The organism is Streptomyces sp. MUM 203J (genome assembly GCF_022414595.1).
Lineage (GTDB): Bacteria > Actinomycetota > Actinomycetes > Streptomycetales > Streptomycetaceae > Streptomyces.
In genome coordinates this window covers 46302-72305 of sequence record NZ_JADWYO010000028.1, presented here as the reverse complement: position 1 = coordinate 72305, position 26004 = coordinate 46302, and the positions used below count along the sequence as shown (strand labels likewise).

Sequence of the window (26004 nt, the reverse complement as noted above, 5' to 3'; positions counted from 1 at the left end):
CCAGAACAACATCAACTACGCTGACACCAGCCGCATAACCCGTGTCCAGGATTCGGGGTCAAGGCCCAGTGCTCACCGAGGGACAACGCCGGTTCGCGTTCCTGGTGGAGGAGTCCGTGTTGAGGAACGGCTACGGCGACGCCGACACCCAAGCGGAACAACTGGAGCGTCTGCGCTCCCTCGCTGAGGGTGAGTTGCCCAACGTGACCTTGGGTGTGGTCCCGGCGCGGCTTGAGCGGGCACGTATGCCCGTTGAAGGGTTCTGGATCTACGACAAGGCGCAAGTGAGCGTTGAGCTTGTATCCGGCTACCTCACGATTACGCAGCCCAGCGAGGTAGCGGCCTACGCCGACACGTTCGCCACGCTGGCCGACCTGGCCGTCTACGGCGACAAGGCCCGCGCGCTGCTGACCAAGGCCCGTGACGCCCTTTCGTAATTGGCACGCAATCGTCTGCAATCGGGTGTGATCTGAGCTTCTGCCGTTCCTAGCGTGGTGTCCGGACGGACGACGCGAAGGGGGCGGCATGAGCGAGCCGCGAACGTACCCGAGTGCCCCAGTGACTTTGCCGCTGAGGCTGGACCCGGACCCTGCCCCCGTGCCGGGGTGCGCTGGGTGCGCGGAGCTGGCCAAGGTCCGGGAGTGGGCCCGCGCTGGCGGTGACATGACGACTGTGTCCGACTGCAACGTCTACCTTCGCCGGCATCCGGAGGGACACTGATGACCCGTACAGTCATGCGCTACGTGGACCACACCATCAGGCACGTGCCAGACGGCGGGATCACCGCACAGCTCTTCTGCCTGACCGTGGGTTGCGGTGATGACTCCGGCCCCCGGGGCGACCCGAACGACGCTCAGGACTGGGCGCTAAGACATACCGGCCGGACCGGTCACGGCGTGTTCCGCCGGGAGTACACCGACCATGCACGCGTGACCCGCGCCGAGTAGAGCCCGGCCCGCTGGGCGACGGCGAGCAAGACAGTTCAGCGGTTCGGCCCGGTCCCGTTCGTGCGCTGCCCCGTGGCGCATGGGCGGGGCGGCGTCGCGTCCGCAAGGATGGGGGTATGCCGAACCGACTTGCGCAGGCCACGTCTCCGTACCTCCTCCAGCACGCCGACAACCCCGTCGACTGGTGGCCATGGGAGGCCGACGCGTTCGAAGAAGCGAGGCGGCGCGATGTCCCGGTGTTCCTGAGCGTCGGGTACAGCGCCTGCCACTGGTGCCACGTCATGGCGCACGAGTCCTTCGAGGACGACGAGACCGCCGCGTACCTGAACGAGCACTTCGTCTCCGTCAAGGTGGACCGTGAGGAGCGGCCCGACGTGGACGCGGTCTACATGGAGGCCGTGCAGGCCGCCACCGGGCAGGGCGGGTGGCCAATGTCGGTGTTCATGACGCCGGACGGGGAGCCCTTCTACTTCGGTACGTACTTCCCACCCGAGCCTCGCCATGGCATGCCGTCCTTCCGCCAGGTGCTCGAAGGCGTGCACAACGCCTGGGCGAGCCGGCGGGACGAGGTGGGGGAAGTCGCGGGGAAGATCACTCGGGACCTTGCCGAGAGGGAACTGAGCACCGGGGATGCCGGGACGCCCACCGAGGAGACCCAGGCCCTGGCGCTCCTCCAACTGACCCGGGACATCGACCCCGCGAGCGGCTGGTTCAAGGGGGACACCAAGTTCCCGCCGTCGATGGTGATCGAGTTCCTGTTGCGCCACCACGCGCGGGCCGGTTCCGTGGCGGCGCTGGAGATGGCGGAAGGGCTGTGCGGCGCCATGGCTCGTTCGAGCCTGTATGACCAGGTGGGAGGCGGGTTCCACCGGTACGTTCTCACACCTCGGACGGGTGGACCTTTGGTACCCCACTTCGAGAAGATGCTCTACGACAACGCCCTGCTGTGCCGTGTGTACGCGCGCCTCTGGCGGGTGACCGGGAGCGACCTGGCGCGGCGCGTCGCCCTGGAGACCGCCGACTTCATGGTGCGGGAGCTGCGGACTCCCGAGGGCGGCTTCGCGTCCGCGCTGGACGCCGACTCGGATGACGGCAGCGGCCGGCATGTCGAGGGGGCCTTCTACGTGTGGACGCCCGAGCAGCTGACCGCCGTGCTCGGTGACGACGACGCCGCCTATGCCGCCCGGTTCTTCGGGGTCACCGAGGACGGGACCTTCGAGCACGGCGCCTCCGTCCTCCAACTGCCCCAGGGGGCCGGTGTCGTGGACGCCGGCCGGCTCGACCGTGTCCGGCAGCGGCTGCTCGCCGCGCGGGAGGAGAGGGTGCGGCCCGGGCGGGACGACAAGGTCGTGGCCGCCTGGAACGGGCTCGCCGTCGCCGCGCTCGCGGAGACCGGGGCCTTGTTCGACCGGCCCGATCTCGTCGAGCGCGCCGTCGAGGCCGCCGATCTGCTCGTACGGGTCCACATGGACGAGTCCGCGCGGATCGCCCGGACCTCCAGGGACGGACGCGTCGGCGCCAATTCCGGGGTGCTGGAGGACTACGCGGACGTCGCGGAAGGGTTCCTCGCCCTCGCCTCCGTCACCGGCGAGGGAGTCTGGCTGGAGTTCGCCGGGTTCCTGCTGGACATCGTGCTCGACCAGTTCCAGGGAGAGGGCGGAGCGCTGTACGACACCGCTCATGACGCCGAGCCGCTCATCCGGCGGCCCCAGGACCCGACCGACAACGCCGTGCCCTCCGGCTGGACCGCCGCCGCCGGGGCGCTCCTCTCGTACGGTGCGCACACCGGCTCGGAGGCGCACAGAAGTGCGGCGGAGCGCGCGCTGGGTGTCGTGAAGGCGCTCGCGCCCCGCGCGCCCCGATTCATCGGCTGGGGGCTCGCCGTCGCCGAGGCCCTCCTGGACGGGCCCCGCGAGGTCGCGATCGTCGGTGCGCGGGACGACGACGGCACCCGTCTGCTGCACCGCACGGCCCTGCTGGGCACCGCACCGGGCGCGGTCGTCGCCGTCGGCGTGCCCGACGGTGAGGAGTTTCCGCTGCTCAGGGACCGGGTCCTGGTCGACGGGCGACCCACCGCCTACGTCTGTCGGCATTTCGTGTGTGACGCCCCTACCACGGACGCATCCGAGCTTTCCGGGAAACTGACCGGCTGACGCAGGAAACACGCTTTTGATGTAATCCGACTGCTCTCCGCCGTTCCGTCCCCCTATATTCGGCGGACGAGGAGGGAACCGTACGCGACTGGGGAGGCGCGTACGGACGTCGAGAAGGGCGACGCCGGCCAGGGGGGTCCTGCCGCGTCGAGCCCCGGAAACCGCCCGAACCGCGTCACTCACTCACGTTCACTCACACACCATCGTGTCACCGCCCGCCCGTAACCCGAGCGGGGGATCACGCCTGCGCGCGTGCCCCGGCACCGCGGTCGGGGTGGCCGGACCGAGGGGGGAAACACTTGCTTTCGTCGTTTTTGTCGTCATTGTCGTCGTTGTTCATACCGTTGTTCGTTCCTTTGTTCATCGCGGCCGTCTCCATAGTCCTGTTCTGGATGGCCGCCTTCACCCTGTGGTGGCAGATGCACGCCTGGCGTACACCGGAGACGCTGGCCGCCACCCGCTTCGAGAGCCCCGAGGGCGCCCACGGGCTCTCCTTCTCGCTCCTCCTGCCCGCACGGCACGAGCAGCTCGTGCTGGAGCACACCATCGAACGGCTCCGCGAGTCCCGGCACGACGACTTCGAGATCATCGTGATCGTCGGCCACGACGACCCGGAGACCGCGGCCGTCGCGGAACGCGCCGCCGCCCGCGACCCCGGACGGGTACGGGTCGTCGTCGACACCCACGAGAAGAAGAACAAGCCCAAGGCGCTCAACACCGCCCTGCCCCACTGCCGGGGCGCCGTGGTCGGGGTCTTCGACGCCGAGGACCAGGTCCATCCCGACCTCCTGGCCCATGTCGACCACGCCTTCACCGCCACCGGCGCCGATGTGGTCCAGGGCGGCGTCCAGCTGATCAACTTCCACTCCAGCTGGTACTCCCTGCGCAACTGCCTGGAGTACTTCTTCTGGTTCCGCAGCCGTCTCCACCTGCACGCCGCGAAGGGATTCATCCCGCTCGGCGGCAACACCGTCTTCGTCCGCACCGACGTGCTGCGCGACGCCGGAGGCTGGGACCAGGACTGCCTCGCCGAGGACTGCGACCTGGGCGTACGCCTCTCCTCCGCCGGGAAGCAGGTCGTCGTCGCGTACGACGCCGACATGGTCACCCGCGAGGAGACCCCCGGGACCCTGATGGCCCTGCTGAAGCAGCGCACCCGCTGGAACCAGGGCTTCCTGCAGGTGTACCGGAAGAAGGACTGGCGCCGACTGCCCACCCTCGGCCAGCGGATGCTCGCCCGCTACACCCTCATGACCCCGTTCATGCAGGCGTTCACCGGGGTCGTCATCCCGGTCAACATCGCCGTCGCGGTCTTCCTCGACGTGCCCGTCGGCATCGCCGTCATCACCTTCCTGCCGCTCCTCACCGCGCTGGTGACCTTCGTCTTCGAGGTGGTCGGGCTGCACGACTTCGGCACCCAGTACGGGCTTCGTGTGCGGTTCCCGCACTACGTGAAGCTGATCGTCGGCGGGCCGTTCTACCAGGTGATGCTGGCCGGCGCCGCCGTCCGCGCCGTCTGGCGCGAGCAGCGCGGGCGCAGCGACTGGGAGCTGACCAGCCATGTGGGCGCGCACCTCGGCCACGAGGAGGCCGTGACCCGATGACCCCCGCTGTCACCCAGGCCCCGGACGCCCCGGTCCGCGGCGGTGGCGCCTCCGGGCACCCCACGGTCGCCATCACCCCGTTCCCGCCCTCGCCCCCCTTCCGCTTCTGGTCCTCCCGCCCCGACCAGCTGCTGTGCCTGGCCCTGCTCGCGGCGATCACCGTCGTCCAGGGCGTCAACGTCGGCGGTTTCCCGTCCTTCAGCGACGACGAGGGCACGTACCTCTCCCAGGCCTGGGCCATCCAGCAGGGCGAGGGCCTCGCCCACTACGAGTACTGGTACGACCACCCGCCCCTCGGCTGGCTCCAGATCGCACTGCTGACCTGGCTGCCCGCGCTGCTCGTGCCCGAGTCGATGACCGTCGGTTCGGTGCGCGGTGCCATGCTGTGCGTCACGCTCGTCACGGCCGTCCTGCTGTACGTGCTGGCGCGGCGCGTCGCCCTGCCCCGCTGGGCCGCCGCCCTCACCGTCGGGCTGTTCGGACTCTCGCCGCTCTCCGTCGAGCTGCACCGCGAGATCTTCCTCGACAACATCGCCGTCGCCTGGATACTCGCCGCTTTCGTGCTGGCCGCCTCGCCCAGCCGCCACCTGTGGCACCACTTCGCGGCCGGGATGTGCGCGGCCGTGGCCGTGCTGTCCAAGGAGACCATCCTGCTGGCGCTGCCCGCGCTGATGTTCACCATGTGGCGCCACAGCCACCGGGACACCAGGAAGTTCGCGGTCGCCGGCGCACTCACCTCATGTGTCCTCATCGGGCTGATGTATCCGCTGTACGCGCTGCTCAACGGCGAACTCGTGCCCGGCGAGGGCCATGTGTCGCTCTGGGACGGCGTCGTCTACCAGCTGTCCCGGCCCGGGTCCGGCTCGGTCTTCGTGGACGGCAGCCCGGCCAACGAGGTGCTCGACTCCTGGCTGTACTACGACAAGGTGCTGCCGGTCGCCGGTCTGGCCGCCGCGCTGCTGCTCGCGGTCTGCCACCGCTGGTCGGTGACCGCGCGCGCCGCCGCCGGGCCCGCCTTCGCGGTCGTGCTGCTGGCGTCGGTCGCCGCGTTCCGCAGCTCCGGCTACCTGCCCGACATGTACGTCATCCAGGCGCTGCCGTTCCTGGCGCTGTGCCTGGCCGCCGTCGCCGCCGCCGTCCACGGACTGCTGCGCCGGCACCTGCACCGGGCCGTCGCCGCCGTCGCCTCCGGGCTGCTGTTCGCCGCGGGCGCCGCGTACACCGTGCCGCACTGGTACGAGGGGGCCCGCACCGCGATGACCGCCGACCCCAACGCGGGTTTCCGCGCCGCAGCCCGCTGGTTCGACCCCGCCACCGGTCACGTCCCCGACCCGGCCCGCACCCGGGTCCTCGTCGACGACGCCCTGTGGATGGACCTGGTCCATGCCGGGTACCGGCCCGGCACCGGCGCCATCTGGTTCTACAAGGCCGACCTCGACCCGGCCGTGCAGGCGACGCTGCCGGGCGGCTGGCGGGACATCGACTACATCGTCGCCACGCCGACCGTCCGCCGTGACGCCAAGGACCTGCCGACCACCGCCGACACCCTGGAGCACTCCGAGCCGGTCGCCGTGTTCGGTGAGGGAGAGCAGCGCATCGAGATCCGCCGCGTCGGCGGGACGGGTGCGGCCGGTGGGGGCGCCCGGTGACGAGCCCCCTCATCGACGGCCGTGCCCTCCGCGCCACCGCCGCCCCGGCCGCCGTCAGTGTCGTCGTCCCCACCCGCAACGAGGCCGGGAACATACGGGAACTGCTGAACCGCATCGCCCGTGTACTGCCCGAGCACTCGCCGCACGAGGTGCTGTTCGTCGACGACTCGACCGACGACACCCCGGACGTCGTGCGGTCCGCCGCGCACGACCACCCCTTTCCCATAAGGCTCCTGCACCGCGACCGGCCGGACGGCGGGCTCGGCGGGGCTGTCGTCGAGGGGCTGCGGGCCGCGACCGGGGACTGGGTCGTCGTCATGGACGGCGACCTCCAGCACCCGCCCGAGCTGGTCCCGCACCTCGTGGGGCGAGGGCGGGAGGACGGCGCCGACCTGGTCGTCGCCAGCCGGTACGCGCGCGGCGGCAGCCGTGCCGGGCTGGCCGGGGGATACCGGCTGCTGGTGTCCGGGGTGTCCACGCTGCTGTCCAAGTCCCTGTTCCCGCGCAGGCTGAGCGGGGTCAGCGACCCCATGAGCGGGTTCTTCGCGGTGCGCAGGGACGCCGTGGCGGGGACGCTGGCGGGCGAGGGACTGAAGCCGCTCGGGTACAAGATCCTGCTGGAGCTGGTCGTACGGTGCCGGCCGCGCGCCCTGGCGACGGTCGCCGAGGTGCCGTTCACCTTCCGGGCGCGGTACACCGGGCAGTCCAAGTCCACGGCGCGGGAGGGGCTTCGGTTCCTCCAGCACCTGGCGGGGCTGCGGACGGGCACCGCCCTGTCGCGGATGGTGGTGTTCGGGCTCATCGGGCTGACCGGGTTCCTGCCGAACCTGGCCGCGCTGTGGCTGCTGACCCGCTCCGGGCTGCACTACCTGCCGGCCGAGGTGCTCGCCAACCAGGCGGGCGTCGCCTGGAACCTGCTGCTCACCGAACTGCTGCTGTTCCACCGCGAGCGCGCCCACCGGCACTGGGCGGACCGCTGGGCCCGGTTCGCCCTGCTCGCCAACGCGGACCTGCTGCTGCGGATCCCGCTCATCGCCCTGCTGGTGGCCGGGCTGGGGCTGGCAGTGCTGCCCGCCACGGCACTGGCGCTGATCGCCACGTTCGTCCTGCGGTTCGCGGCGACGCAGGCGCTGATCTACGTACCACGCACCCGACGCCCCCCTGTTCGTGGAGATGGAGGAAAGGACCACTCATGACACGGCACCGACGCGGACGCGGCCGGTGGCGGCGCACCCTCGCCGTCACCACGCTCCTCGCCCTGACCGGCGGCGGCCTGTCGCTGTCCGCCGCGCAGCACGCGGAAGCCGGGGTGAACCTGCTGGTCAACCCCGGCTTCGAAACCCTCAAACCCGAAGGCACGCCCCGCTGCTGGGACATCTACGGCTGGGGGGACAACGACTACGCGTTCCGCCTCACCGACGACTCCCGCAGCGGCGGCCAGGCCATGGAACTCAGCCTGTCCCGGCGGGTCGACGGGGACCACAAGGCGATGATGTACGAGACGCCGTCCTGTGCTCCCAATGTGACGCCGGGTCATCAGTACGACCTGTCGGTCTGGTACAAGTCGACCAGCCCCGACATCGCGGTCACTCTCTTCCGGCGGGACGCCCGGCAGGGCTGGGTCTACTGGACGGACGTCATGACGCCGCCCGCCTCCGGGACGTACCGGCAGGCCGAGGTCCGCACCCCGCCGATCCCGCCCGGCACCGACCAGATCGCCTGGGGTGTCTCCCTCTACGGCACCGGCACCCTCACCACCGACGACTACCGCATGGTGGACGCCACCGTCGAGGCGGAGGGCGAGGTGTGCACGGCGGGTGAGGCCTGCACCAAGGGCGCCTGGGAGGTCATGCCGTTCCGCAACCCGGTGCGCGCGATCCACGCGGTGGTGCTGAGGACCGGCAAGGTGCTGATGGTCGCCGGCTCCGGCAACGACCCGGAGCGCTTCGAGGCGGGCAGCTTCGAGACGGCGGTGTACGACCCGCACGACGGCTCCTTCAAGACGATCGACACGCCCATCGACCTGTTCTGCGCGGGCCACGTCCAGCTCGCGGACGGCAAGGTCCTGATCATGGGCGGCAACAAGGGCTACCCGTCCGCCGACGGCAAGATCGGCTACCAGGGCTACAAGGACTCGTACCTCTTCGACCCCGACACCGAGACGTACACCAGGACCAACGACATGAACGACGGTCACTGGTACCCGTCCGCCACCATCCTCGGCAACGGTGACGTGATCTCCTTCGGCGGCCTGCGGGAGGACTCGACCGGCTCGGTGACGGCGGAGCGGTGGTCGGCCGCGCAGAGCAAGTGGCTGCCGCTGGGTGAGGTCAACCAGACCTGGACGTACTGGGGTCTCTACCCGTCCATGATCCTCATGCAGGACGGGCGGCTCTTCTACTCCGGCAGCCATGTCTTCGGCAACGGCACGCCGGGCACGGGCGCCTCGGTCTACGACTACGACGCCAACACGATCACGGACGTGCCCGGCCTCCAGAACAAGGACGAGCGCGACCAGTCCGCGAGCGTGCTGCTGCCGCCCGCGCAGGATCAGCGGGTCCTGACCGTCGGCGGCGGCAACATCGAGACGAACCCGGACGCGAACCGGCTCGTCGACATCATCGACCTGAAGGCCCCGAGCCCGGAGTACCGGCCGGGACCGCTGCTGCCGCAGGGCACACAGTCGGTGAACGGGGCGCCGCCGGTCCCCCAGACGGGCGCGCAGGGCAAGATGTACGTCTCCGCCGTGCTGCTGCCGGACGGCAAGGTCTTCGAGACGGGCGGAGCGCTGCACAACCGGGCGGACCCGGTCTACGAGGCGTCGATGTTCGACCCGGCGACCGACAGCTGGCAGGCGGGCATGGCCACGGACCCGCAGTCGCGGGGCTACCACTCGTCGACGTTCCTGCTGCCGGACGGGCGCGTGATGGCCGTGGGCGACAACCCGGGCGACGGCTCGTTCACCGACAAGGTGTCGGTCTACACCCCGCCGTACCTGTTCAAGGGCGCGCGCCCGCAGATCACGTCCGTCACGGAGAAGCACTGGGCGTACGGCGGGACGCAGCGGATCACGGTGGACCGGCCGATCGTGCGGGCCGAACTCATCCGCCCGGCCGCCGTCACGCACTCGTCCGACCCGAACCAGCGGTTCGTGGACCTGCCGATGACGGTGCACGAGGGCGGGACGACCATCGATCTGAACGTCACGAGCAACCCGAACATCGCGCCGCCCGGCTGGTACATGCTGTTCGCCGTCGACGCGAACGGCGTGCCGTCGGTGGCGGAGTGGGTGCGGGTGGGGGACACCGCCGAGGCGGCGGCGGCCACGCCGCACGTCCACAACTTCGCGGACGGACTGGAGGCCGCACCGAAGAAGAAGGAGGCGAAGCGGGCGTCGGAGCGGGTGAGCCCGAAGGTCGCCGGGTGCGAGCGGGCGTACGGCGGGGCGGACGTGTGCGTGCCGACGGTGTTCCCGCAGTCGGTGGAGCCCACGACCGCGTCGCGCTGCGAGTGGCTGGCGGCGCAGGGGTACGGCGAGCTGCGGCTGAACGGCAGGCGGGACCCGCTGCGGCTGGACCGGGACCGGGACGGCGTGGCGTGCGGGCCGGGTGACGTGACGCGCCGCTGAGGCGGAGGGGGGAGGGGGCTTGCCCCCTCCCCCCCCCAGACTCCCGCTGCACGGGGCGAACCGTCAGGGGTGCTGGTACGCCACCAGGAAGATGCCCACGTAGTGGACCACGAACGCCGCGAGCGTGAAGCTGTGGAACACCTCGTGGAACCCGAACCACCGGGGCGACGGATTCGGCCGCTTCAGCCCGTACACCATCCCGCCCGCGCTGTAGAGCAGGCCGCCGACGATCACCAGCACCAGTACCGCCATGCCGCCCGTCCGCAGGAAGTCCGGCAGGAAGAACACGGCCGCCCAGCCCATCGCGATGTAGCACGGCGTGTACAGCCACCGCGGCGCGCCCACCCAGAACACCCGGAACGCGATCCCGGCCGCGGCGGCGGCCCAGACGGCCCAGAGCAGCACCCGCGCGGTGGAGCCGGGGAGCAGCAGCAGCGTCAGCGGGGTATACGTCCCTGCGATGATCAGGAAGATATTCGCGTGGTCCAGCCGCCGCAGCACGGCGGTGGCCCGCGGCCCCCAGTCGCCCCGGTGGTAGAGCGCGCTCACCCCGAAGAGCAGACACGCGCTGAGCACGTACACCCCGCAGGCGATCCGTCCGCGCGTCGAGTCCGCGAGCGCCGTGAGCACGATTCCGGCTATGAGCACGGCCGGGAACATGCCGGCGTGCAACCAGCCCCGCAGCCGTGGTTTCAGGGGGAGATGAGAGGCGTGGGACGAGTCGGCGTCGGTCGCTTCGGTCGCGGCGGCGGCAGTCATGACGGAATGCTACCTACGCGTGCGTAGGTGTCGGTGACGCTGTGCGAAACCCCACGTGGCGATGCTCACGTGAGCTGCCCTCTGGACATCTGCGCGGCGGACGCGGATGATCAGATGAGTGCGGACGGCACCGGATGAGCGCTCGGGGAACCTGAGGCGCAGCGCCCGGGTCGCGGCCCCCACGGGGCAGACAACAACAGAAACCCCTCAAAAGGAGCAACCGTGGCGCACGACAATGCGGCTCCCACCAACCACCGGGCCCTGATCGCCTGGGTTGACGAGATCGCAGCGATCACCCAGCCGGACCGCGTGGTCTGGTGCGACGGCTCGGAGGCCGAGTACGAGCGCCTGTGCGAGGAGCTTGTCGCCAAGGGCACGTTCAAGAAACTGGACCCGGTCAAGCGCCCGAACTCCTACTACGCCGCCTCCGACCCGACGGACGTGGCCCGTGTCGAGGACCGGACCTTCATCTGCTCCGAGAAGGAGGAGGACGCCGGTCCGACCAACAACTGGATGGCCCCGTCCGAGATGCGCGAGCTGTTCGCGGGCGACAAGGGGATCTTCCGCGGTTCGATGAAGGGCCGCACGATGTACGTCGTGCCCTTCTGCATGGGTCCGGTCGGCTCCCCGCTCTCCGCGATCGGTGTCGAGATCACCGACTCGGCGTACGTCGCCGTCTCCATGCGCACCATGACCCGCATGGGCCAGGCCGTTCTCGACGAACTGGGCGGCGACGGCTTCTTCGTGAAGGCCGTGCACACGGTCGGCGCCCCGCTGGCCGAGGGCGAGCAGGACGTCCCCTGGCCCTGCAGCCGGACCAAGTACATCTCGCACTTCCCGGAGACCCGGGAGATCTGGTCGTACGGCTCCGGCTACGGCGGCAACGCGCTGCTCGGCAAGAAGTGCTACGCCCTGCGCATCGCCTCCGTCATGGCGCGCGACGAGGGCTGGCTGGCCGAGCACATGCTCATCCTGAAGCTGACCCCGCCGCAGGGGGAGGCCCGGTACGTGGCCGCGGCCTTCCCGTCCGCGTGCGGCAAGACCAACCTCGCCATGCTGGAGCCGACGATCTCCGGCTGGACCGTCGAGACCATCGGTGACGACATCGCCTGGATGCGGTTCGGTGAGGACGGGCGGCTGTACGCGATCAATCCGGAGGCCGGTTTCTTCGGCGTCGCGCCCGGCACCGGCGAGCACACCAACGCCAACGCCATGAAGACCCTCTGGGGCAACGCGGTCTTCACCAACGTCGCGCTCACCGACGACGGCGACGTGTGGTGGGAGGGCATGACCGAGGACGCGCCCGCGCACCTGACGGACTGGAAGGGCCGCGACTGGACGCCGGACTCCGACGAGCCCGCCGCGCACCCGAACGCCCGGTTCACCGTCCCCGCCTCGCAGTGCCCGATCATCGCGCCCGAGTGGGAGGACCCCAGGGGCGTGCCGATCTCCGCGATCCTGTTCGGCGGGCGCCGCGCCTCGGCGGTCCCGCTGGTGACCGAGTCCTTCGACTGGAACCACGGCGTCTTCCTCGGCGCGAACGTCGCCTCCGAGAAGACCGCCGCCGCCGAGGGCAGGGTCGGCGAGCTGCGCCGCGACCCGTTCGCCATGCTGCCGTTCTGCGGCTACAACATGGGCGACTACATGGGCCACTGGATCAAGGTCGGGAAGGCCGCGGTTTCTCGGGGGGACGCGTCGAAGCTGCCGCGCATCTACTACGTGAACTGGTTCCGCAAGAACGACGCGGGCTCGTTCGTCTGGCCGGGCTTCGGTGAGAACAGCCGGGTCCTGAAGTGGATCGTCGAGCGGCTGGAGGGCCGGGCCGAGGGTGTCGAGACCCCCATCGGCATCCTGCCGGCCAAGGAGGCACTGGACACCGAGGGTCTGGAGCTGGCGGAGGAGGACCTGGACTTCCTGCTGAAGGTCGACACGGACGTGTGGCGCGAGGAGGCCGCGCTGATCCCCGGCCACCTCGACACCTTCGGTGACCACACACCGAAGGAGCTGTGGGAGCAGTACCAGTCGCTGGTCGACCGGCTGGGCTGAGCCCCCGAGACCTCCGGGCCCCCGCTCCGGTTCAGCCGGGGCCCCGGACCCGCGGCCGGTCCGTGCCGACCTCGCCCTGACCTGTGGAGTCATCCCGGACCGGCCGCGGCAGGCGACCCCCGGAGCGACGACGAAGTCGCTCCGGGGGTCTTTCTCCGTGCGGGTGTACGGGTGCGGGGCGGAGGGAGGCAGCCCGGCCCGCGCGCCGTTCGTGCGGCGAGCGGACCGGGGCCGTCGGAGGGGCGCCCGCGAAGGGGCACCCTCAGGGTGCGCCGACCAGCTTCCCGCCCAGCGCCGCGGCGTGCGCGTCCATCCGCTCGGCCGCCAGAATGGCGGCCGCGGTGTCCGCGCGGGAGGCCGCGACGACCAGGGCGCGGCCCGCCAGGGCGTGGGCCCGCCGGTGCAGCGCGGCCGGGTCGGCGCCGGTCAGTCCGGCGTGCCGGGCCGGCGGGGCGCCGCGCAGCCGGGCCACCTGGCGGGCGATGCGCTCGGCCGCCGTGTCGTCCCCGAGTTCGTCGGTGACGGCCAGCAGCGCCGCGAGATGGCCGGCGAGCTGGATGTCCAGCTCCTCCTCGCGGGAGCGGTGCGGGAACGGACGGCGGTCGCGGTCGTCGTCCGCCGCCCGCTGGACCGACTTGCCGCGGATCGGTTCGTACATGGGGACGGCCTCCTGCTCACTGACAGGAGACCATCCTACCTTGGATTCAGTCTAAAGTTGAGTCCGTCCTAAGTGACGCTGTCAGTGCTGGCCGTAGCCGTCCAGGAAGTTCCCGATCCGGTTCACCGCGTCCGTCAGGTCCTTGGCGTTCGGCAGCGTCACGATCCGGAAGTGGTCCGGCTCGTGCCAGTTGAAGCCCGTTCCGTGCACGACCATGATCTTCTCGGCCCGCAGCAGGTCCAGGACCATCTGCCGGTCGTCCTTGATCTTGTAGACGGCCGGGTCGAGCCGCGGGAACAGATACAGCGCGCCCTTCGGCTTCACACAGCTCACACCGGGGATGTCGATCAGCCGCTCGTACGCCGCGTCCCGCTGCTCCAGCAGCCGCCCGCCCGGCGCCACCAGCGCCTCGACCGACTGGCGGCCCTGCAGGGCGGCGGCGATCGCGTGCTGGGCCGGCATGTTGGCGCACAGCCGCATGTTGGCGAGGATCGTCAGACCCTCGATGTACGAGGAGGCGTGCGCCTTCGGGCCGCACACCGCGAGCCAGCCGCTGCGGTAACCCGCCACCCGGTAGTTCTTCGACATGCCGTTGAAGGTCAGGCACAGCAGGTCGGGGGCGACGGCGGCGGTCGGGGTGTGCGTGGCACCGTCGTAGAGGATCTTGTCGTAGATCTCGTCCGAGCAGACCACGAGGTTGTGACGGCGGGCGATCTCCGTCAGTCCGCGCAGCATCTCCTCGTCGTACACCGCGCCGGTCGGGTTGTTCGGGTTGATGATCACGAGCGCCTTGGTGCGGTCGGTGACCTTGCGCTCGATGTCGGCCAGGTCCGGCATCCAGTCGGACTGCTCGTCACACCGGTAGTGCACGGCGGTGCCCCCGGCGAGCGCCACGGACGCCGTCCACAGCGGGTAGTCCGGGGCGGGTACGAGCACCTCGTCACCGTCGTCGAGCAGGGCCTGCATGGCCATCTGGATCAGCTCGGAGACACCGTTGCCGAGGTAGATGTCCTCGACGGAGAGCGGGATGCCCTTCGTCTCGTAGTGGCTCATCACGGCCCGCCGCGCGGACAGCAGCCCCTTGGCGTCGCCGTAGCCGTGCGCGTCGCCCAGGTTGCGGAGCACGTCCTCCAGGATCGCGGGCGGGCACTCGAAGCCGAAGGCGGCGGGGTTGCCGGTGTTCAGCTTGAGGATGCGGTGGCCCGCTGCCTCCAGCCGCATCGCCTCGTCGAGAACCGGACCCCGGATCTCGTAGCAGACATTGGCGAGCTTCGTGGACTGGATGACCTGCATGCGGCGAGCTTACGGGGGCCACGGGCAGGACGCTCCGTGTTTTGCGCCACGTGAGGGCCGCGCCGGGCGGGCGCGCGGCCGGTGCCGACGAGGGGGCGGACGGGATTCCGGCGCCGCCGGTTCCGCCGGGCCCACCCGTTCCGCCCCTGGCAGAACGACCGCCCGCAGCGGAACAGGGCCCCCCACAGCCGAACACGATCCCGATAAATTGGCTCCCCATGTGGTCCTTGAGCGTCGCCGGCTGCCGTCGGCTCGGTGTGATCGGCTCCCTCGCCGTGGCCCTCGGCGGCTGGGCGGCCGGCACGCTGCCCGACCGCGACCCCTGGGGCCTGTGGCTGTCCCACGGCCCCCGCGCGGCCGAGGCGGGGACGCTCCTCGCATACGCGGGACTGACCCTGCTCGTCGTCGCGTGGTGGCGGTACGGCCGGCTGCTCGCCCTGCGGCCTTCCTCCGTCCGGGTCCACGACGGCCTGACCACCCTCGGCTGGTGGGCCGCCCCGCTGCTCCTGGCCCCGCCCCTCTACAGCGCGGACGTCTACAGCTATATCGCGCAGGGCGCCATGGTCGTCGAGGGCCACGACGTGTACGCGGCCGGGCCGTCGGTCCTCGACCCGGCGGGACTCGGCGGGGACGCCGCCGCGAGCGTCGGCGGCCACTGGACGGACACCCCGGCACCGTACGGACCGGTCTTCCTCCTCGTGGCAGAGGGCGTCGTGCAGGCCACCGACGGCCGCATCGTCCCGGCGGTGCTCGGCATGCGGCTGGTCGCGGTCGGCGCGCTGGCACTCATCGTGTGGGCGCTGCTCAGGCTCGCGCCCCGGGGCGCCCGGGACGGCGCGCTGTGGCTGGGCGCCCTGAACCCGCTGATGATCGTCCACGTCGTGGGCGGCATGCACAACGACGGACTGATGATCGCCCTGCTCCTCGCCGGAGCGGCGCTCGCGCTGCGCGGGCGCCGCTGGATCGCGGGCAGCGCGCTGGTCGGCCTGGCCATGATGATCAAATCCCCGGCGGCGCTGGGCCTGCTCTTCATCGGCGTGGTCCTCGCCCGGGAGACGGCGGGCCCGCCGATACGCCGATGGGCGAAGGCCCTGCTGGGCCCTGGCACCGTCGCCGGGGCGGTGGCCGTCGCCGCCACCCTCGTCAGCGGTACGGGCTTCGGCTGGCTGCGTACCCAGAACGTCGCGGGCAGCATCCACACGGCACTGTCCCTGACCAGTGACGCCGGCTTCGCGCTGGGCCGCTGGATGCACTACTTCTCCGGCACCCATCCGGACCCCGTGAAGCGCGCCATCCAGGCCATGGGCCTCACCCTGGCGCTGGCCCTCATCGCCTACCTCGCCGCCCACGTCCTGCGCGGCCTCCTGGACCCGGTCAAGGCCCTGGGCCTGTCCCTGCTGGTCCTGGTCCTGCTCTCGCCGGTGGTCCAGCCCTGGTACCTGCTGTGGGCGGTGCCCCTGCTGGCCGCCACGGCCTGGCGGGGCCGCACCGCCCGCGCGGTGGCCGTCCTGTCGGCCGCGTTCGTCTATGTGACGGCGCCCGACGGCCGTACCCCCGCGTACGCCTTCGCCGCGGCGGCCGTCGCCTGCGCCGTCGCCGCCCACCGCACGCTCCGCGGCGAGCCCGCCGCCGTGCCCGCACCGGCCAGGATCCCCGCCCCCCGCCACCCCGAGGACCACCCCAGTCCCGCGATCCTCTTCCGCCCCCCGATCAGCTGACCCGCCCCCTCTCAACCGGTCAGAAGAACGTACGGACGTAATCGGTCACCGTGCCGTCCCGCTCCACCACCGGGATCATCGGCCACTTCTCGAACACCGTGCACGGATGCGCCAGCCCCAGGCCCACCCAGTCGCCCACCTCCAGCGGCGTGCTCCCCGGCCCGGTGCGCAGCCACGCGTGCTGGTCCGACAGGGCCGTGACCGTGATGCCCGCCGCCGTGCGCTCCGTCCCGTCCGCCGCCGAGCGCACCACGTGCACCACCGGCAGCGCCAGGTCGTACGACACGTCCCGCTTGCCCGCGTTGACGAACGCCTCCCCGTCCGTCGGCCGCGACACCACCTGTGCCCACAGCCGGAACGCCGGCTCCAGCCCGCCCTCCTCCGGGACCCGGTTGAACGGCGTCAGCCGCTCGTAGTGGCCGTGGTCGTGCGACACGTACGCCCCCGCGCGCAGCAGCTTCAGCACCGGAGCCGACAGCTCGGGGATCTCCGCGAACACCTCGGCGACCGCGTCGAACCACTCGCTGCCGCCCGCGCTCACCACGATCTCGTCCGCGTCCGCGAACCGCCCCGCCTCGTCCAGCTCGGCCGCCAGCCGGACCAGCCGCCGCAGCCACGCCGTCACGGTCGCCGGGCTCGCGCTCGGCACCTGCGCCTCGTACCCGGCGATCCCCACCAGCCGCAGCGAGCGGGCCCGAGCCGCCGCCTCCGCGACCTCCAGGACCTCCGTGTCCGTTCGTACGCCGGTCCGCACGCCCGTCTCGGTGGGGCCGCCCGCCGCCAGCTCCACGACCACGTCCACCGGACGCGGCGCCTCCGCCAGTGCGTCCTCCATCAGCGCGACGCCCCGCACCGAGTCGACGTAGCAGACCAGCCGGAAGTCCGGGTCCGCAGCCAGCTCCGCGGCGAGCCAGCGCAGGGCCGCCGCGTCCACCAGCTCGTTCGCCAGGAACACCCGCCGCACGCCGAACGCCCGGCACACCCGCACCTGGTGCGGCACGGCCACGGTGATGCCCCACGCCCCGTACTCCAGCTGCCGGGCGAAGAGCCGCGGCGCCATCGTCGTCTTCCCGTGCGGCGCGAACGCCAGCCCGTGGCGCTCGGAGTACACCCCGAGGGCTTGCAGGTTGTGCTCCAGGGCGGGACCGGAGAGGGTCAGGAGGGGAGTGGTGAAGCCGCCGGTGAACACGTTGCGACGCTGCCCGGCCAGCTCCCCGACCGTGAGGCCGTCGGCGTCCGGCGGCAGACCCTTGAAGCGGTGGTCGACATGTTCCTCCGCGAGGCGGTCCACTGCGGGCATGGGCCTCTCCGTTCTGTCTCGCTGTGCTGGCCGAGCTGTCTAGCATCAGGGCCGCCGGCCGGTCAAAGGCCCTCCTGCTAGGCGACCTTCGCGCAGATCACACTCCTCCCGTCGTTCACGTCCCACGTCCAGTAACGGGAGTCCCTGATGCCGCAGTTGACCGGTCGGCCGGTCGGCTTCCGGTAGTAGCCGGTGATGCGCAGGATGTGGGTCTGGCCCTTCGGCACCCGGGTGGAGGAGCAGTTCCACACCACCAGCAGGTTGGCGGAGGCCCGAGAGGAGTTGTCGATCTTCGCGGTGAAGCACTGCCCGGCCCGGAACTGCCGGGTCAGGCACAGCACCGTCCACTCTCCGTCCTTGCCGTGGTGCGACCACCTGCCCCGGCCCTGGCCGCTCGGGCAGCCGGTGGAGGTCGTACGGCTGGTGCGGGTGACGAAGACGTACGCTCCGGCCGAGCCGCAGCCGACCCGTTCGGGGGTGCTGCGGCTCCAGCGGCCGAACCCGTCGCCGTGCACCTTGAGGCAGTCGCCCGCGCGGACCGCCCGGAAGGCGCGGTCCTGGGCGCTGGGGGCGGGACGGCGCGGGGAGTGGGTGGGGCGCGGTGTGGAGGTGCGGCGAGGGGTGTCACCGGACCGGGGCGTGGAGGTGCGGCGAGGGGTGTCCCTGGGGCGCGGCGTGTAGCCGGGCCCGGAGGTGTAGGGGGTGCGGGTGCCGGTCGGCGTGCTGGCGCCCGTGCCCGCGCTCGTGGCGGCCGACCTGCCGGCGGACCACGGGGGGTTCTCGCAGGACTGCGCCAGGAGGATCAGGGCCACGACGGCGACGACCGCCATGAACACGCCCCCGCAGCCGGACTTCTGGGGCGGGGCGGGCGGCCGCGCCTTCTTCGCGGGCTTCGGGGGGTCCGGCCGCGGGGGCTGCCGCGCGCGGGCCCCGGCCCCGCCACGGGGCCCGCCTCCGGACCCACCCCCGGGCCTGCCACCGGCCCCGGACCCGCCTCCGGCCTGGGCGCGCTTCCGTGCCTCGGCCTTGCGTTCGTCCGCGGCCTTCCGCTTCTCGTCGGCCTTCCGCTTCTCCTCCGCCCGCCTCCGCTCCCGTTCCGCCTGCTCCCGCAGAATCCGCTGGCGCTCGGCCTCCCTCGCGCGCCGCTCCCGCTCCTCCCGTTTCTCCCGCTCCCGCTCTTCCCGCTCCCGTTCGGCCCGTTCCCGTTCCTGCGTGTACACCCGCGTAGGATCCGGCGGCGGTACGGCCCCGGTGCGCTGGTCCACCGTCAGGGCGTCGGGCCCGGTCACGGCGGCGCCCCGGCTCCAGGCGGCGCCCTGGCGCTCGTACCTCTCGATCAGCTCGGTCCAGCGGGACGGCAGCCACCGCCGCCCGCTCCGCGAGTTCGGCAGCCCGGCCAGCTCGGCCAGAAACCGCTGCAGCACCTGTTCCGGCCGCGGCCGCCGGTGCGGGTTGACGTCCAGGCACGGGCGGATCAGCGGGTCGAGCGCCTTCGGCAGCCCCGTCAGGTCCAGCTCGCCGCGCGACACCCGGACCAGCAGCCGCAGGGTGTCCTCGCCCTCGGGGTACGGCGGGCGGCCCACCGCCAGGTGGAAGAGCGTGGCACCCAGCGAGTACATGTCGGACGCGGCTGTCGACGGCTCGCCCCGTGCCTGCTCCGGCGAGGTGAACGCGATCGTGCCGAGCGTGATGGCCGTACGGGTGATGTCCTGTGCGTGCGAGATGCCGAAGTCGATGAGCCGGGGCCCGTCCAGCGGCAGCAGGATGTTCTGCGGCTTCACGTCGCGGTGGACGACCCTCTGCCGGTGCAGGGCGTCAAGCGCCTGCGCGGTCCCGGCGGCGATCCACCGGATCGCGGAGGCAGGGAGGCGCCCGGCGTACCGGACCAGCTCGGCCAGGGAGGGCGCGGGGATGTACTCGATGGCCATCCACGGCGACGGTGCCGCCGGGTCCGCGTCCACCACCTTCGCCGTGTACACGTTGTCGACGCGCCGCGCCAGTGTCACCTCGCGGGTGAACCGGCGCCGGTCCGCGTCGCTGACCTCGCCCTCCGCGAGCAGCGTCTTCACGGCGACCAGCGGGGCGCCCGGCCCCGTCCGCCCCAGGTAGATGCGGCCCATGCCGCCCGCGCCGAGCCGGCCGAGCAGCTGGTACGGTCCCAGCGCCGCCGGGTCGTCGCCGTTCAGCGGCAGCAGCCGCGGCCCGGGCCCGCCACCTCCGCTCGTGCCGCCGTCCCCCGTCATTCCGCCCGCCCCCTCCCGCGGTGCCTCCGCCAGCAGGGTAGCCCTCAACTCACCCGTACACAGGCGCTCGCGCGCACCCGGGGTGACACGGTTCCACCATGTGCCCCCCGGGTGCGCTCATGCGCCGTTCCGCGGTCAGGAACCGGCGCAGTACTGCTGTTCCTTGCCGATGGAGCGGTACATGCAGTCGGCGTTCTCCAGGAGCTGGAGCACCGCGTCCCGGTTCCGGGAGGTCTCGCGCTCGATCACCTCGTCGGGCGGGTAGAAGCCGCCGCTCCAGGAGCTGCGCGGGTACATCTCGAAGGTGTAGCCGAAGATCCGCTGGTCACCCCACAGCCAGTCGTCGATCGTGCCGTCGGTGATGTAGAGGTCGCTGGACTGCTCCGGTGTGTAGCCGTTGCTCGCGGCCATCTTGCCGCCGACGGCGGCGAAGGCGTCCCGGTCGTCCCGGGTCATGCCGGGGGCGGTGTCGGAGTACGTCCAGCCGAAGGGCCAGAGCACCAGCTCGCTGTACGTGTGGAAGTCGATGGCCGCCGTGATCTGCTGCTTCCCTCCGACGATCCGGGACCGGACGAAGTCCGCGACGATCTTCACCTCGGGCGCGGACTCGGGGGCGCGGCCCCGGTAGGTGGCCGAGCCGGTGGATCCCGAAGAGCCGTTGCAGCAGCCCCACTTGTAGTCCCAGTTGCGGTTCATGTCGGTGCCGACGTACGAGGAACCCGGGTTGGGCTGGCGGTTCTTGCGCCAGCTCCGGTAGTTGCCGGAGGAGATGTCGTACTCGCCGCCGTCCGGGTTCATGTCGGGCACGATCCAGATCTCGCGGCTGTCGACCGCCTCGGTGATCCTCGGGTCGGAGCCGTATCCGGCGCCGAACTCGCGCAGCAGGTAGAGAGCCATCTCGACGGTGAGGTGCTCGCGGGCGTGCTGGTGGTGGGTGAAGAGCACCTCGGGCTCGTCCTCGTCGGTCCGCACGTTGTCGCTGATCTTGATGGCGACGATGTCGCGGCCCTCGTACGACCTGCCGATCACGCGTTTGCTCATGATGTCCGGGTACTGGCGGAGGCGCTGCTCGATCTCGGCGGTCATCTCCGCGTAGTTGTGGTAACCGGAGTCCCTGGGCGGGAAGTCGCTCGGGGCCGCTGCGGCCGAGCCGTCCGTGCGGTCCGGGGGGCCGGGCAGCGGCTCCAGGCGGTGGCCCAGGGAGCGGAGGGCCCTGGCCTGCTGCGCGTTGGCGCTGACGACTACCGCGTGGTCGTCGGCCTCGTCGATGGACACGCCGGTCGTGGCGAGGGCGGCGCGCTCGGCGGGGGTGGAGGGGCCGTGGATCTCGTACTGCCGGATGGTCTCCTCCGCGGCCTCCGTACGGGGGGCGGGGGTGGAGGCGCCGGTCGTGGCGGTGGCGGTGAGCGGCGCCGCGACGGCGAGGGCGAGGGCGGCCGCAAGGGTGACGGACCGTCTGCCGGGAAAGCGTAGGCGCATGCTGTCTCTCCCTGGGTGGGGGGTACGAGGGTTCGTGTCCTCGTGCGTCGCAGGATGCGGCCATGGCATGGCCGCGTCAAGAACGCGCTTCGGTCATGGCCGTCAGACGTACCCGTCACGCGGTCACCGGCCACGCCTTCCAGCACCGTTGCGCACGACTGGACGAGTGGGTCCGGTGGGAAGACAGAGGTGACGAACGAGCCGGCACACGGACCACGGAACGGGGAGGCGGACGCTCCATGACAGAGCGCGCACAAAGCACAGGCGAGGAGACCGCGGCGCGGCAGCCCGCACTCCGCACACCGGGCCGGCGCTCCATCGGCCCCGGCATCGTGGTCGCCGCGACCGGGGTGGGCGCGGGCGACCTCGTGGCGACACTGATCGCGGGCAGCAGGTTCGGATACACGCTCCTCTGGGCGGCCGTCGTCGGCTGTCTGGTCAAGATCTCCCTGGCGGAGGCGGCGGGGCGCTGGCACCTGGCGTCCGGCCGCACCCTCTTCGACGGCTGGCGGAGCCTCGGCCCCTGGACGACCGTCTACTTCGCGCCGTACATCGTCGTGTGGGGCTTCGTGTACGGCGCCGCCGCGATGTCCGCGAGCGCCCTGCCCCTCACCGCGCTGTTCCCGCACACCCTGGACCTGAGGACGTGGGCGGTCCTGGCGGGGCTCGCGGGGCTGGTGTTCGTCTGGTTCAACCGGTACGCGGTCTTCGAGAAGGTCATGACGGCGCTGGTGGGTGTCATGTTCCTGGTGACCTTGTACCTGGCCGTGCGCGTCACGCCGAACCTCGGTGACGCGTTCGCGGGCCTGGTGCCGGTCCTCCCGGACGGCTCCCTCGTCTACACCCTCGGCCTGATCGGCGGTGTCGGCGGCACGATCACGCTGGCCGCGTACGGCTACTGGGTCAACGCCAAGGGCTGGCGGGACGCCGGGTGGATGCGGGTGATGCGGCTGGACAACCGGGTCGCGTACCTCACGACCGGCGTCTTCGTGATCGCCATGCTGATCGTGGGCGCCGAACTGCTGCACTCCTCGGGCGTCGCACTGGCGCAGGGCGGAAAGGGGCTGATCGGGCTCGGGGAGATCCTGGACGCGCGATACGGGGCGGTGACGGCCAGGCTGTTCCTGGTCGGCTTCTTCGCGGCGTCGTTCACCTCGCTGATCGGGGTGTGGCACGGGGTGAGCCTGCTGTTCGCGGACTTCGTGAAGCGGGTGAGGGCCGACGGGGCGGAGGGCCCGTCCGCTCCCGTTCCGGTGGAGAGGTCGACGGCGTTCCGCGCCTACCTGCTGTGGCTGACCTTCCCGCCCATGGCGCTGCTGTTCCTGGACAAGCCGTTCGTCCTGGTCATCGTGTACGGGGTGATCGGCGCGTTCTTCATGCCGTTCCTGGCCCTGACGCTGCTCTGGCTGCTCAACTCCTCCCGGACGCCGTCGGCATGGCGCAACGGATGGCTCAGCAACGGGATGCTGACGGGTGCGGCGCTGCTGTTCCTGGTGCTGTGCGTCCAGCAGGTGCGCGAACTGCCCTGGTGAGGAGGGCGATACTGGTCGGGTGACCATACCGCCCATGCCTTCCCAGGGCTTCGGCCCGCCCGTACCGGCCGGCCCCGCGCCGTACGCACCGCAGGGCCCGGAGTTCATCGCGCACGACAAGAAGAACTCGGTGATCGTCGACCCCCAGGGGGTGGCCCTGGAGGTCGGCGGCCATCTCATGGAGTTCCCGTGGCAGGACGCCGCGGCGGTGCACTTCGCGCCGGCCCCGTGGGGGACGATCCTGATGGTGGCGGTGGTGCACCGCTCGGGAACGACCTACGAGTGCCGGGTGCAGGCGAAGAAGCAGTCCGTGCTGCACCGGTGGCTGGGGGAGATGGCCCCGGTGGTGCACCACTATCTGGCGAACCGCCCGCCGGTGCACTGAGCACGGGCGGGCGGAGGCGCCGGGCGGGCCGGTCCGCTACGGCAGGTTGTGCACGTGCGGCCCGACCGCGCCGGACCAGGCGTTCCCTGCGGTCGCGTCCCAGTTGGTGGACCAGGTCATCGCGCCGCGCAGCGAGGGCCAGGTCCGGGACGGCTTGAAGGACCCGCAGCCGGTGCCCCGGGTGAGGCAGTCCAGCGCGTTGTTCACGGTCGTCGGTGAGACGTACCCGCTGCCCGCACCGCGTGCGGAGGCGGGGACCCCGATGCCGACCTGTGACGGGTCGAGCCCGCCCTCAAGCTGGATGCAGGCGAGTGCGGTGAGGAAGTCGACGGACCCCTGCGAGTACACCTTGCCGTCGCATCCCAGCATGGAACCGCTGTTGTAGTACTGCATGTTGACGACCGTGAGGATGTCCTTCACGGCGAGTGCCGTCCTGAAGTACTCGGTCCCGGTGTTCTGCATGTCGATGGTCTGCGGGGCCATCGTCAGCACCATGCCGGACCCGGCCTTGGCGGACAGCTGCCGCAGTGCCTTCGTGAGATACGTGGAGTTGATCCCGTGCTCCAGGTCGATGTCGACCCCGCTGAACCCGTACTCCCGCATGAGGGCGTACGCGCTGTCGGCGAAGGCGGTGGCGGAGGCGTCACTGTTGATGGTGACGTTCCCCTTCTCGCCCCCGACGGAAAGGATCACGGACTTCCCGGCGGCCTTCTTGGCGGCGACGTCGGCCTTGAAGTCCGCGACGGAGCCGTATCCGACGGCGGGATCGAGGTTGAAGGTGATCTCGCCGGGCGTGGCGGTGGAGTCCGCGAAGGACACGGCGATGATGTCGTACTGGTCCTGGACGTCGCGCAGCTTCTGGACGGTGGCGCCGTTGTCGAAGTTCTGCCAGTACCCGGTGAGGGCGTGCCGGGGGACGTCCGGGTTCGGATCAGGGCTGCCGGGCTTGGTGCGCACGGCCAGGACGGGCGACTTGGCGGACTCCCCGGCGGCGTTGACGGCGGTGACCTGGAACCCGTACGAGGTGTCGGCGGCGAGCCCGGTGACGGTGGCGGAGGTCCCGCCGGCCTTGTGGACGCGGGTCCCGTCCCGGTAGACGTGGTAGCCGGTTGCCCCGCTGACCGCGTCCCAGCCGAGGGCGACGGAGGAGGAGGTGACGGCCCCAGCGGTGAGCCCGGAGGGCGGCGCGGGCACCTCGGGCTCGGGGTCGGTGTCGCCACCCCCGTCAGGCCCGAACACGGAGAGGTCGTCGACGACGTAGGCGCCGGTCCCGTACCACCCATGGGTGTAGACGGTGACCTGCGTGGTGCCGGGCCCGGTGGTGAAGCTGGTGGTGAGCTGCTGCCAGGCGCCGGACCCGGGCGTCCAGGTGGACACGTCGGTGGTGCCGGTGCCGGTGGCGCCGAGGTAGGCGTAGCTGCCCTGGACCCAGGCGCTGAGCCGGTACGTGGAGCCGGGCTTGACGGTCACGGTCTGGCTGCACCGGGCGTTGTCCAGCCCGGCGGGCGTGGCCTTCAGCGCCCCGGCTCCGGCGTGGACCGGATCGCCGACGGCGGCGCCGCTGTTCGCGGTGCAGCTCCAGTGGGAGAGCCCTGACTCGAACCCGCCGTTGCGGGCGACGTTCTTGTCGGCGGCCTGGGCGACCCCGCCGGACCCGAGCCCCATCATGAGCCCGGCCCCGAGGGCCAGGGCGACGGTCCCGGCGAGCCTGCTTCTGGTGCGGTGCATGCGGCGTTGCACTTGCTGCCTCCGGTGGTGGGGGAGTGGGGAGTTGGGGGAGCAGAATGTGCTTCACGGTGGCCACCGCGCGTGCTGCCGTACAAGCTGGTCCAGACCAATCCCCTTGTCAAGGCCCGCCGCCGGGAGGCGGGAGCGGCGCCGGCCCCTCCCGTCGGCAGGGGGAACGGCCCGTCGGGTGAACCGACGGGCCGTCGTGGTGGGTCGGTCGAGCAGGAGCTTCGGGATCCGGTGGTGGTGCGTCGGCCCGGGGCGGGACGCCGCACGGCCCGTGGCTGCCGGGTCAGCCGTTGTAGAAGCGGTAGGCCTTGCACTCGCTGTCGTGGCCGGCCTTGTAGCGGCAGAACAGGAAGCCGATCCACCTGTTGTCGGGCAGGTTGTAGCCGTTGCTGCGCCGGCGCTCCTTGCAGCTGCCCTTGCCGCCGACGTAGAACGAGTACACCTTGGCGCCGTACGGCTCGTCCAGGAAGACGTGCATGCGCACCGCGTAGCCGTCCGCCTTGATGTCGCAGATCTTGACGACGTCGCCGTACTCGGTCCAGTAGCCCTTGCCGCTGTAGCCCGTGATCTTTCCGAAGGCGTCGCCGGTGCGCATGGTCGCGTCGTAGGCCATGGCCTGAGTGTGGAAGCCGAGCACCAGCGCCATGCTGGTCACGGCCACGCCGATGGTTCTGGTGAAGGTGCTGCGGCCGGTTCGGCGGGTGGTCTTCCGAGCTGACATGCATCCTCCTCGGCAGTGGTGTGGCGGCGAAGCTAGTGGCGGGCCGCGGACGGCGGGAAGGCTTGAACCGCACAGTGACCGAGGGGTGGTGGTGCCGCTGTGCACACCGAGCCCCCGCCGCAGGGCCGGCCGCCCCTACCGGCGAATATCGG

Annotated in this window: 20 protein-coding genes; 12 read left to right on the top strand and 8 right to left on the bottom strand. The window is 71.4% G+C overall.

Annotated features, from left to right (window positions below; translation table 11 throughout):
* Positions 1–68 precede the first annotated feature (68 nt).
* The 8 genes from I3F58_RS16420 to I3F58_RS16385 all read left to right on the top strand — a co-directional run bounded on the left by I3F58_RS16420 (position 69) and on the right by I3F58_RS16385 (position 9981).
* On the top strand, positions 69–437 hold the full coding sequence (locus I3F58_RS16420; protein WP_308355030.1) for a Scr1 family TA system antitoxin-like transcriptional regulator: 369 nt from the start codon (positions 69–71) through the stop codon (positions 435–437).
* An 88-nt stretch (positions 438–525) separates the two neighbouring features.
* Positions 526–720, top strand: coding sequence for a hypothetical protein (locus I3F58_RS16415; RefSeq protein WP_240109355.1), 195 nt, complete (start codon positions 526–528; stop codon positions 718–720).
* Positions 721–734: 14 nt separating this feature from the next.
* Positions 735–947, top strand: coding sequence for a hypothetical protein (locus I3F58_RS16410; protein WP_240109362.1), 213 nt, complete (start codon positions 735–737; stop codon positions 945–947).
* A gap of 116 nt (positions 948–1063) precedes the next feature.
* Complete coding sequence (locus tag I3F58_RS16405) at positions 1064–3100, top strand: thioredoxin domain-containing protein (RefSeq protein WP_240109354.1); 2037 nt, start codon at positions 1064–1066, stop codon at positions 3098–3100.
* Positions 3101–3492: 392 nt separating this feature from the next.
* Positions 3493–4704 carry a glycosyltransferase gene (locus tag I3F58_RS16400; protein WP_240109361.1) on the top strand — a complete coding sequence of 404 codons (1212 nt, stop codon included), beginning with the start codon at positions 3493–3495 and terminating at the stop codon, positions 4702–4704.
* Positions 4701–6353: a glycosyltransferase family 39 protein gene (locus I3F58_RS16395; RefSeq protein WP_240109353.1), complete on the top strand. Its 1653-nt coding sequence runs from the start codon at positions 4701–4703 to the stop codon at positions 6351–6353. The genes I3F58_RS16400 and I3F58_RS16395 overlap by 4 nt, the downstream gene beginning before the upstream one ends.
* Positions 6350–7549, top strand: a complete 1200-nt coding sequence (locus tag I3F58_RS16390) for a glycosyltransferase (protein WP_240109352.1) — start codon at positions 6350–6352, stop codon at positions 7547–7549. The genes I3F58_RS16395 and I3F58_RS16390 overlap by 4 nt, the downstream gene beginning before the upstream one ends.
* Positions 7546–9981, top strand: a complete 2436-nt coding sequence (locus tag I3F58_RS16385) for a galactose oxidase-like domain-containing protein (protein ID WP_240109351.1) — start codon at positions 7546–7548, stop codon at positions 9979–9981. The genes I3F58_RS16390 and I3F58_RS16385 overlap by 4 nt, the downstream gene beginning before the upstream one ends.
* 63 nt (positions 9982–10044) lie before the next feature.
* On the opposite strand, the gene I3F58_RS16380 is transcribed toward I3F58_RS16385, so the two are convergent.
* A complete protein-coding gene (locus tag I3F58_RS16380; RefSeq protein ID WP_240109350.1) occupies positions 10045–10740 on the bottom strand; it encodes a hemolysin III family protein in 696 nt (231 codons plus the stop codon).
* Positions 10741–10962: 222 nt separating this feature from the next.
* Between I3F58_RS16380 and I3F58_RS16375 the strand changes: the two genes are divergently transcribed.
* Positions 10963–12786 (top strand): phosphoenolpyruvate carboxykinase (GTP), encoded by a 1824-nt coding sequence (locus I3F58_RS16375; RefSeq protein ID WP_240109349.1) that lies wholly within the window; start codon positions 10963–10965, stop codon positions 12784–12786.
* Between the two features lie 262 nt (positions 12787–13048).
* Here I3F58_RS16375 and I3F58_RS16370 read toward each other — a convergent pair whose 3' ends face one another.
* The gene (locus tag I3F58_RS16370) at positions 13049–13444 is read right to left on the bottom strand and encodes a hypothetical protein (RefSeq protein WP_240109348.1); all 396 of its coding nucleotides are present in this window, start codon (positions 13442–13444) and stop codon (positions 13049–13051) included.
* Between the two features lie 81 nt (positions 13445–13525).
* Positions 13526–14737, bottom strand: a complete 1212-nt coding sequence (locus I3F58_RS16365; protein WP_240109347.1) for a pyridoxal phosphate-dependent aminotransferase — start codon at positions 14735–14737, stop codon at positions 13526–13528.
* A 218-nt stretch (positions 14738–14955) separates the two neighbouring features.
* Between I3F58_RS16365 and mptB the strand changes: the two genes are divergently transcribed.
* Complete coding sequence (mptB, locus tag I3F58_RS16360) at positions 14956–16455, top strand: polyprenol phosphomannose-dependent alpha 1,6 mannosyltransferase MptB (protein ID WP_240109346.1); 1500 nt, start codon at positions 14956–14958, stop codon at positions 16453–16455.
* Between the two features lie 19 nt (positions 16456–16474).
* Here mptB and I3F58_RS16355 read toward each other — a convergent pair whose 3' ends face one another.
* The 3 genes from I3F58_RS16355 to I3F58_RS16345 all read right to left on the bottom strand — a co-directional run bounded on the left by I3F58_RS16355 (position 16475) and on the right by I3F58_RS16345 (position 21477).
* Positions 16475–17755, bottom strand: a complete 1281-nt coding sequence (locus tag I3F58_RS16355; RefSeq protein ID WP_240109345.1) for an alanine racemase — start codon at positions 17753–17755, stop codon at positions 16475–16477.
* 77 nt (positions 17756–17832) lie between these two features.
* On the bottom strand, positions 17833–19998 hold the full coding sequence (locus I3F58_RS16350) for a serine/threonine-protein kinase (RefSeq protein WP_240109344.1): 2166 nt from the start codon (positions 19996–19998) through the stop codon (positions 17833–17835).
* 135 nt (positions 19999–20133) lie between these two features.
* On the bottom strand, positions 20134–21477 hold the full coding sequence (locus I3F58_RS16345; RefSeq protein ID WP_240109343.1) for a M14 family metallopeptidase: 1344 nt from the start codon (positions 21475–21477) through the stop codon (positions 20134–20136).
* 239 nt (positions 21478–21716) lie between these two features.
* Here I3F58_RS16345 and I3F58_RS16340 point away from each other — a divergent pair, with 239 nt between their 5' ends.
* On the top strand, positions 21717–23009 hold the full coding sequence (locus I3F58_RS16340) for an Nramp family divalent metal transporter (RefSeq protein ID WP_240109342.1): 1293 nt from the start codon (positions 21717–21719) through the stop codon (positions 23007–23009).
* Positions 23010–23043: 34 nt separating this feature from the next.
* A complete protein-coding gene (locus tag I3F58_RS16335; RefSeq protein ID WP_240109341.1) occupies positions 23044–23394 on the top strand; it encodes a hypothetical protein in 351 nt (116 codons plus the stop codon).
* Between the two features lie 36 nt (positions 23395–23430).
* Here the strand turns inward: I3F58_RS16335 and I3F58_RS16330 are convergent, their stop codons facing one another.
* Positions 23431–25122, bottom strand: a complete 1692-nt coding sequence (locus tag I3F58_RS16330; protein WP_240109340.1) for a chitinase — start codon at positions 25120–25122, stop codon at positions 23431–23433.
* 292 nt (positions 25123–25414) lie between these two features.
* Positions 25415–25852: a hypothetical protein gene (locus I3F58_RS16325; RefSeq protein WP_240109339.1), complete on the bottom strand. Its 438-nt coding sequence runs from the start codon at positions 25850–25852 to the stop codon at positions 25415–25417.
* Positions 25853–26004 lie beyond the last annotated feature (152 nt).

What these genes read in the sequence shown, in the direction of transcription:
- I3F58_RS16415 (WP_240109355.1), top strand. Translation starts at nt 526, where the DNA reads ATGAGCGAGCCGCGAACGTACCCGAGTGCCCCAGTGACTTTGCCGCTG.
- I3F58_RS16410 (WP_240109362.1), top strand. Translation starts at nt 735, where the DNA reads ATGCGCTACGTGGACCACACCATCAGGCACGTGCCAGACGGCGGGATC.
- I3F58_RS16405 (WP_240109354.1), top strand. Translation starts at nt 1,064, where the DNA reads ATGCCGAACCGACTTGCGCAGGCCACGTCTCCGTACCTCCTCCAGCAC.
- I3F58_RS16400 (WP_240109361.1), top strand. Translation starts at nt 3,493, where the DNA reads ATGGCCGCCTTCACCCTGTGGTGGCAGATGCACGCCTGGCGTACACCG.
- I3F58_RS16395 (WP_240109353.1), top strand. Translation starts at nt 4,701, where the DNA reads ATGACCCCCGCTGTCACCCAGGCCCCGGACGCCCCGGTCCGCGGCGGT.
- I3F58_RS16385 (WP_240109351.1), top strand. Translation starts at nt 7,546, where the DNA reads ATGACACGGCACCGACGCGGACGCGGCCGGTGGCGGCGCACCCTCGCC.
- I3F58_RS16380 (WP_240109350.1), bottom strand. Translation starts at nt 10,740, where the DNA reads ATGACTGCCGCCGCCGCGACCGAAGCGACCGACGCCGACTCGTCCCAC.
- I3F58_RS16370 (WP_240109348.1), bottom strand. Translation starts at nt 13,444, where the DNA reads ATGTACGAACCGATCCGCGGCAAGTCGGTCCAGCGGGCGGCGGACGAC.
- I3F58_RS16365 (WP_240109347.1), bottom strand. Translation starts at nt 14,737, where the DNA reads ATGCAGGTCATCCAGTCCACGAAGCTCGCCAATGTCTGCTACGAGATC.
- mptB (WP_240109346.1), top strand. Translation starts at nt 14,956, where the DNA reads ATGTGGTCCTTGAGCGTCGCCGGCTGCCGTCGGCTCGGTGTGATCGGC.
- I3F58_RS16355 (WP_240109345.1), bottom strand. Translation starts at nt 17,755, where the DNA reads ATGCCCGCAGTGGACCGCCTCGCGGAGGAACATGTCGACCACCGCTTC.
- I3F58_RS16350 (WP_240109344.1), bottom strand. Translation starts at nt 19,998, where the DNA reads ATGACGGGGGACGGCGGCACGAGCGGAGGTGGCGGGCCCGGGCCGCGG.
- I3F58_RS16345 (WP_240109343.1), bottom strand. Translation starts at nt 21,477, where the DNA reads ATGCGCCTACGCTTTCCCGGCAGACGGTCCGTCACCCTTGCGGCCGCC.
- I3F58_RS16340 (WP_240109342.1), top strand. Translation starts at nt 21,717, where the DNA reads ATGACAGAGCGCGCACAAAGCACAGGCGAGGAGACCGCGGCGCGGCAG.
- I3F58_RS16335 (WP_240109341.1), top strand. Translation starts at nt 23,044, where the DNA reads ATGCCTTCCCAGGGCTTCGGCCCGCCCGTACCGGCCGGCCCCGCGCCG.
- I3F58_RS16330 (WP_240109340.1), bottom strand. Translation starts at nt 25,122, where the DNA reads ATGCACCGCACCAGAAGCAGGCTCGCCGGGACCGTCGCCCTGGCCCTC.
- I3F58_RS16325 (WP_240109339.1), bottom strand. Translation starts at nt 25,852, where the DNA reads ATGTCAGCTCGGAAGACCACCCGCCGAACCGGCCGCAGCACCTTCACC.